The organism is Fusibacter sp. A1 (genome assembly GCF_004125825.1).
Classification (GTDB): Bacteria; Bacillota; Clostridia; order Peptostreptococcales; family Acidaminobacteraceae; genus QQWI01.
The window spans coordinates 360,722-367,245 of sequence record NZ_QQWI01000006.1 but is presented as its reverse complement, the minus strand read 5'-3'; the positions used below and the strand labels follow the sequence as shown (position 1 = coordinate 367,245).

Genomic DNA, 6,524 nt, shown 5'->3' with positions numbered 1-6,524 from the left:
AGTGTCGTTAGAAAACACTAGATAATATGATAAATCTTATAAAACAATCACATGAGTATGTTGCATCGAATAGTACTGATGTCTTTAATTAGTGAAAAAACCGCAGTTTAGTGCGATACGGTGAACCATACCACAGTATCAGAGCAAACTGCAGCTGGCTCTGAAGAAATTAGTGCATCTACAGTGCAGCAAACTGAAAATCTGCGCTCAATAAGCATGGAAATGGGTGAGAAGAGAAAGCAGCTTTACGAACTTAATGAATCGCTTGCGGTATTCAAGCTGTAGAAAATTTAGAATCAGAGCAAAAGAAACAGCGATAGACAAATGGTGTCCGTCGCTGTTTTTGATGTTCAGTTTAAGCTTGTAGAATTACCGATGCCAGATAGAAGAGTATGAAGCCCGGAATCATTATGCGAATGCCAAAGTTTAGCCTGTAAAACACGTCTTCTGGTTTTACAAACAACCTGAAAGGCGAGAGTTCATACTTGACAAACAATAAACCCAACGACACGAAGAACAAACCAAATACAATGGCAAGAATGCCTATGGCTGTCGTCAAATGGATCACTCCTTTTCAACCATTATATATTAACAGGACTAACTTTGAAGTTAAAGACTTTTCTTAGTGTCCCATTTTTGTATCCTCGGCATGCAGCTGATAAACACCTTCCTTGGTCAGATTGAAATCATAGTGGACTGTATCTCCGTAGAAAACCAATTCCGACCAGGAAATATTGCCGCCTAATTGTGTCAGTCCGTTGTATTCATTCATTTTGGAATCGAAATCATCTGCAAGGGTATCCGGATCAAGCGTCATGATCAGAGCCTTTGCATATAGCAGCATGTCATCCAGTTCAACTTCGATATCCGATGTATCGTAGCTTATAATGAGAAATCCGTTGTCATATTGGATCGTGTGCCTTTCATTAACCAGATAAACCGCATCCCAATGGGACTGATCTTCAAGCCGCTCATAAGCAGCTGGCAGATTAACTTCAGCAAGATGGTCCATATACGAGGTTATAAAGGTGTCGATATCAACATGCTCAAAACTCGGAACAAAATCAGGGTTGCCTATGATGGTGCCCTTGTCTTCCAATAAGGAGCATCCGGAGATTATAAGAGCCAGCATCAGAAATAATATCAGGGATTTACTTCTCATGAATGATCACCTCAGTCTCAGCGATGTACTGCGGATTTGTCTGCTTATAAAATCCGTACAGCTCGACTTTTAAAACGCCGGGTTCTGTAGGATAATAAATGGCTACCCGACTTATATCAGTTATTTCCTTCCCGAATATCTCATTGACTTCCTCCTGAGTGTAAGTTTCAAGGATCGTCTCTCCCTCAAACAGATTGTCCATGAGCTTGGCATCTAAAGATTCGTCGACGTAATGCAAATCCCACATGAGACCATGGATATCCTGAAGTTCTTCTGGGGGCTGGAACTCCAAAGGCAGTGGATCACCTTTATAATATGTCCTTTCTGAAACGATGATGTCGCCGTATAACTCTGTATGATCGGATGCAGCCATTATCATGAGCAGGACAGAACCAATCATCAATACCATGTAGGCAACACAGGCAACGGCGGCTGCTATAATACCCAGTTTTACAAATTTCCATAACTTGCTGTTGTTTTTAGTCATCTAGATCACCTGTGTCTCCGAGGGTGCCTGTTGAAGGGGGAACGTATTTCTTAGGTTTGAATGGCTCGTCATTTTCAAGGCAGTGAAGCTCCCGAACCATTTCATCCAATGTGTGGTTGTGTTTTCCGTATTCGTTTGGTCTGGCACTGTTTCTGCTGTACTTTGTGAATTTAGGCTTGACCCTTGCCGCTATGTCATATGCGCTTTCACCCTTGTTGTTTCGGAGTTTAACATTCGCATTTCGTTCTATCAGCTCGTGAATAACTGGAAGGTTCATTTGAGCTACAGCAGACATGAGAGGCGTATTGCCCTCATCATCGGTTACGTTCAAGTTGGAAGTATGATTGGCAACCGCACTGAAAACAGACAAGTCACCGTAAGTTGCCGCCTCAAACAAAGGGGTTCTTCCTCGTGAATCCTTGGAAGAAGTGTCGGCACCTGTTTTGATCAAGTACTCGACAACATCCGTATTATATGGCTTTGCCGCAGCATAGGCCAATGCCGTTTTTCCGTTCTCCAGAGAGCGCGCATTGACACGAATTCCGGTTTTGAGCGATTCCTGAATGACCCTGAAAAAGCCTTCTCTTGATGATTTATGTATTGGCCTCTCATCGCAGGCGATCATGAGAATTGTTCGTCCACGTTTGTCGGTGTGTTGCTGTTTGCCGCTGTGAATCGCTTCGAGCAGTTCGGAAATCTTGGCTTCGTCCTCGTTCAACTGGAATTTTGAGCTGTTTCTTTTAAGTATTATGAGCTGAACGACCAGCAAAACAATAAGAGCTAGAAAAATCATTATACTCATTAAGCTAACCCCTCTTTCGTATCGACCTTTGAACCACAGCCTCCGCAGAATCGATGATCAGGCTCAATGAGCTCACCGCAGGACTGACATACAGATTGCATCTCAACTTTTGAGCCACAGCTGCTACAGAACTTAGCATCTGCAGGAATGACTTCATGACAACTCTCGCAAATGTGATTTTTGGACAACGTCTTAAGTGGTTTCTTTTCAGCATTAGGCGTATTGTCAATGAGTTTAGCTCCGCAGTTTGTGCAGAACTCTTGCTCATCGCCAACGATGCTGTGGCACCTAGGACACTTGTCATCAACATCGGTTAAATCGTCCTTCAGTGAAAGCTTGTAATAATTGGACTTAACTTTCTGTTTTTTCTTCTTCTGATTCAGCTTGAACAGGATTATGTTTAGCATTGCAAATACAAGAATCAGAACAGTGGCAGCCATGCCTTCCTCTCCGCCCGTTAACCATGAGCCTAAAACTATGATGGCAAACACAAGGAGTATCCCGACAAATTTCAGACAGCCTTTTTTGTCTGTTTTGTAGTTCTTCTGAATTTCAGCGATTTTTTCCGGAGTCAACTCTTCGTTGGTCATTGCCTTGCAGCTAGGACAGTAAAGGTCTCCGGGCCCCATTTCATGTCCGCATTTGTGACAGAAATTGCTCATGATGTTTCCTCCAATCCGAATTTAGGTTCCTAAGGTTTGTTTTACCCACTTTTGTGAATAAAAATGAATATTCTTAGTAGGATATGCCATAAAAAAGATATAATAAGTATATACTATGAACGGACTGTTATGAAGGGGGATATATGGGAAATAGCAAATTTTGCACGATGTGCGGCGAGCCACTTGAAGAAAACTCGAAATTTTGTGGTTCCTGTGGGAGTCCAGTTGCTGGTATACATACTCAGGATGCTGAAACATCAGCGCAAGCTGACCCGGTTGGAGTAACTGAGCAAGAACGTCCATCATACTCAGAATTGGTGCAAGGCTCAAGTGTTGAGACAATTACAGATGAAACCATTCATGAAACCAGGGCGGGGAAAAAGAAAAAGTCTGGAAGACGCAAAAAAGAAAGAAAAAGGGAAAAGAAAAAGGGTGGTTGCCTGAAGAAGGCTCTAATAGGCCTGGTGCTTGTGATCGCAGGATTCATTGGACTCGTGATGCTTTTGCCAGACAGTGAGGGGCCTTATGATGGTGAAGACGTATTTACTTCAGGCAATCATGGCACAGGAGATAATCAGGACACGTCTGGAAGCGGTGGTGCGGATTCAAGTGATGGAGTCTCTGACAGTGATAGTCTTGGCGGCGGCAACGATGGAGGCAATAACAACTCAAGTGATCCTGCCGGGAAAGCAAAGTACACCTTTATGGTGTTCATGAATGGTACGGATCTTGAATCTGATGGGGGTGCCGCCACGACAGATATCCTGGAAATGGCAGCATACGGTTCAAGCCGTGACGTCAACATAATTCTTGAGACCGGCGGAACGAAATACTGGCAAAATGAAGTCGTTGATGGTTCTCAAAATCAGAGATTCAAAGTAACGAAGGACAGTATCGAGCTTCTTGGAAATGAAGGCTTGAAAAACATCGGCGACCCGGATACCCTATATGATTTTATAGTCTGGACAGTTGCCAACTATCCCGCTGAGAAATACGTCCTTGATCTATGGAACCACGGTGGAGGGCCACTGTACGGATATGGAAGCGATGATCATTTTGAAGTGGAAGACCAATCCTACAGGTATCCGGATCATTTATCCATCGACGAAATCGAAACGGCTCTTCGTCGAGCCAAGGAAGCAACCGGTGTGGAGCTTGAGATACTAGGATTCGATGCATGTCTGATGGCTACGGTTGAGGTCGCATTCATGGCGCAGCCATTCGCTAAGTACATGGTCGCCTCGGAAGAGACAGAGCCGGGACACGGCTGGGATTACAAGGGCATTTTTGCAGCTCTGAATGCCAACCCTGATATGGGTGGTGCGGAACTGGGAAAAATCATATGCGACACTTACCAGAAGCATTCAGAGGCAAACGATACAGACAGCATGATCACACTTTCGGTGGTTGATTTATCCTATATAAGCGATGTGGTCCTGGCCCTGGAAGACATGTCAGTAGAGTTCATGATGAATATGGATGATGTCAGAACCTTCAACACTGTTTCATACGGTCGCAACAATGCCGAAAGCTACGGCAGAAACAACATGTTCACAGGCTACACTGAATTAATCGACCTGTATGATTTCGCGCGACATATTGAAGGCGATCAGGCATTTAGAGCAGAAGAGCTCATGAAAGCAATAGACTTGGCCGTTGTCTACAAAATCCAAGGCCCTGAAAGATACTACAGCGGCGGACTGTCCATATTTTTCCCATATATGGACAAGGCGATGCTTGAGGAAAACCTCGCTGCATATAGGGTTTCAAACCCCATTGACATGTATGAAACCTTTGTTGAGGAGTTTATAAGTGCAGAAAACTCAGACACGAGAAGTATCCTTTTCGAAGCCTCTGAACCGGAAATGACAGATGACAATGTGTACTCCATCATCATTTCAGAGGAAGATGCCAATAACATCGCCAGCATATATAATTACCTTGGACTGGTTCTAAATGAGGAAATGACAGCGGTCATGTCTCTTGGCATGGATACCAATGTAAACTATGATCCCGAAACAGGAATCGTATCGGATAACTTCCAGGGCTACTGGACCGGTCTGAACGACCACCTTGTGACGATCTATGTCGTTGAGGACACCGCAGAATACAACTTGTATAACATACCTGCATATATCAACGGACAAAGAGCAGATATTGTTGGAAAATGGACTTGGGATGAGAGCCATGAGGATGGCGGCTACTACTCGGTAGTGGGCGCATGGGCTGTCACCGACGATGGAGAGATCATGGCTGATAAGGACTTCTTCCAGCTTGAAATAGGGGATACCGTTGAAGCGATCTTTGAGGCATACAATTCAGAAACCTATGAAGTCAAGGAAGCATTAGATGATCCGTTTGTTTTGGAAGAAGAAGCGTACCTTGATTTTCTGGAACTGCCGACGGGCGAAACGTTTATGTACGGGTTTTATATCGTAGACTACGCCCAAAATGGAGACTTTTCAGGTTTTGAGATATTCAATTATAAAGATTAGAGAGATTGATCAGCTACAGGAGGCTTTATGGACAAGTCAGCTTTAGAGAGCAAGTATTGGGAGTTGAAGGGAAGGTTTTTAAGCAGCAAAATAGATCGAATAACCTTTGATGAAGAGGTCAGGAAACTCAAGTTTCAGGATGAGTTAGGCAACTGGAATCGATTGGGTTCTGAAGATGGAGAATGGTATGTCTTCAATGGTGATGAGTGGATCTTGAATGTGTCGCAGTCTGAAAGCACTGCTGAAACGCAGATGATATCCGTGAAAGAGAAAGCTGGCATCCAGACTGATAAACATGAGGATATGGATGACGAGGGCTTAACAATGCTGGATGTCCTTGAAGAGGATGATGTGAGCTATGCAGAGTCGCCTTTGACGCCAGAGTTCGAGGAAGCTCTTCTGGATGTGACGTATCCAGAGGGATTTGAGCCGCCTTCTGAGTCAGCCGGCAGGAAACTGTTCAACGATGAAAATCCGGGCACTTATCAGTTGGCGTTGGAAGGTCCGAAAGATTATTTCAGGGCCTACGAGGATGAAAGAGTCAAGGTTTGGGAAGCGAGCCAATCGGCGATTGACAGGAACACGACTCCCAAGCCTGTTACAGCTGAAGGTGTGACAGGCTTGCGGATCAGGGGTGACATGCCCAAGACGCCTGATACTGCAGAAATATTGAAGCTGTTTTCAAAAGCGGCACAAGCGGTGAAGAACATTTCATCTTTAGTCGAGCAAGAGGGCGAAAAGAAAGAGGCAGCATCAGATAAAAAGGTCATGGAAGACAAAATGGCATCTGAAGATGTAAAGCCAGTTAAAGGTGTGAATACAGCAAAAAAACAGTTTTGCACTCAGTGTGGAGCAAAGCTTTCTGAAAGCTCAAAGTTCTGTACGCAATGTGGACACAAGTTATAGGAGGTGAGAT

At 44.2% G+C, this 6,524-nt stretch carries 8 protein-coding genes; 3 read left to right on the top strand and 5 right to left on the bottom strand.

The window, feature by feature from the left end; translation table 11 throughout:
* Positions 1-120: 120 nt before the first annotated feature.
* Positions 121-285 (top strand): hypothetical protein, encoded by a 165-nt coding sequence (locus DWB64_RS19270; protein WP_164980366.1) that lies wholly within the window; start codon positions 121-123, stop codon positions 283-285.
* A gap of 70 nt (positions 286-355) precedes the next feature.
* Here DWB64_RS19270 and DWB64_RS11005 read toward each other — a convergent pair whose 3' ends face one another.
* From DWB64_RS11005 to DWB64_RS10985, 5 genes are all read right to left on the bottom strand, one after another.
* Positions 356-559 carry a hypothetical protein gene (locus tag DWB64_RS11005; protein WP_129488285.1) on the bottom strand — a complete coding sequence of 68 codons (204 nt, stop codon included), beginning with the start codon at positions 557-559 and terminating at the stop codon, positions 356-358.
* A 63-nt stretch (positions 560-622) separates the two neighbouring features.
* On the bottom strand, positions 623-1,162 hold the full coding sequence (locus tag DWB64_RS11000) for a hypothetical protein (protein ID WP_129488284.1): 540 nt from the start codon (positions 1,160-1,162) through the stop codon (positions 623-625).
* On the bottom strand, positions 1,152-1,649 hold the full coding sequence (locus DWB64_RS10995; protein WP_129488283.1) for a hypothetical protein: 498 nt from the start codon (positions 1,647-1,649) through the stop codon (positions 1,152-1,154). Before DWB64_RS10995 ends, DWB64_RS11000 begins: the two co-directional genes overlap by 11 nt.
* Positions 1,642-2,451, bottom strand: a complete 810-nt coding sequence (locus tag DWB64_RS10990) for an ankyrin repeat domain-containing protein (protein ID WP_129488282.1) — start codon at positions 2,449-2,451, stop codon at positions 1,642-1,644. The genes DWB64_RS10995 and DWB64_RS10990 overlap by 8 nt, the downstream gene beginning before the upstream one ends.
* Positions 2,451-3,113 (bottom strand): zinc ribbon domain-containing protein, encoded by a 663-nt coding sequence (locus DWB64_RS10985; RefSeq protein ID WP_129488281.1) that lies wholly within the window; start codon positions 3,111-3,113, stop codon positions 2,451-2,453. The genes DWB64_RS10990 and DWB64_RS10985 overlap by 1 nt, the downstream gene beginning before the upstream one ends.
* Before the next feature lie 143 nt (positions 3,114-3,256).
* On the opposite strand from DWB64_RS10985, the gene DWB64_RS10980 reads away from it, so the two are divergent.
* Entirely contained in the window at positions 3,257-5,608 is a 2,352-nt protein-coding gene (locus tag DWB64_RS10980; protein WP_129488280.1) for a clostripain-related cysteine peptidase, read from the top strand.
* A 27-nt stretch (positions 5,609-5,635) separates the two neighbouring features.
* Complete coding sequence (locus tag DWB64_RS10975; RefSeq protein WP_129488279.1) at positions 5,636-6,514, top strand: zinc ribbon domain-containing protein; 879 nt, start codon at positions 5,636-5,638, stop codon at positions 6,512-6,514.
* Positions 6,515-6,524 lie beyond the last annotated feature (10 nt).

What these genes read in the sequence shown, in the direction of transcription:
- DWB64_RS10990 (WP_129488282.1), bottom strand. Translation starts at nt 2,451, where the DNA reads ATGAGTATAATGATTTTTCTAGCTCTTATTGTTTTGCTGGTCGTTCAG.
- DWB64_RS10975 (WP_129488279.1), top strand. Translation starts at nt 5,636, where the DNA reads ATGGACAAGTCAGCTTTAGAGAGCAAGTATTGGGAGTTGAAGGGAAGG.
- DWB64_RS10980 (WP_129488280.1), top strand. Translation starts at nt 3,257, where the DNA reads ATGGGAAATAGCAAATTTTGCACGATGTGCGGCGAGCCACTTGAAGAA.
- DWB64_RS10995 (WP_129488283.1), bottom strand. Translation starts at nt 1,649, where the DNA reads ATGACTAAAAACAACAGCAAGTTATGGAAATTTGTAAAACTGGGTATT.
- DWB64_RS10985 (WP_129488281.1), bottom strand. Translation starts at nt 3,113, where the DNA reads ATGAGCAATTTCTGTCACAAATGCGGACATGAAATGGGGCCCGGAGAC.
- DWB64_RS11000 (WP_129488284.1), bottom strand. Translation starts at nt 1,162, where the DNA reads ATGAGAAGTAAATCCCTGATATTATTTCTGATGCTGGCTCTTATAATC.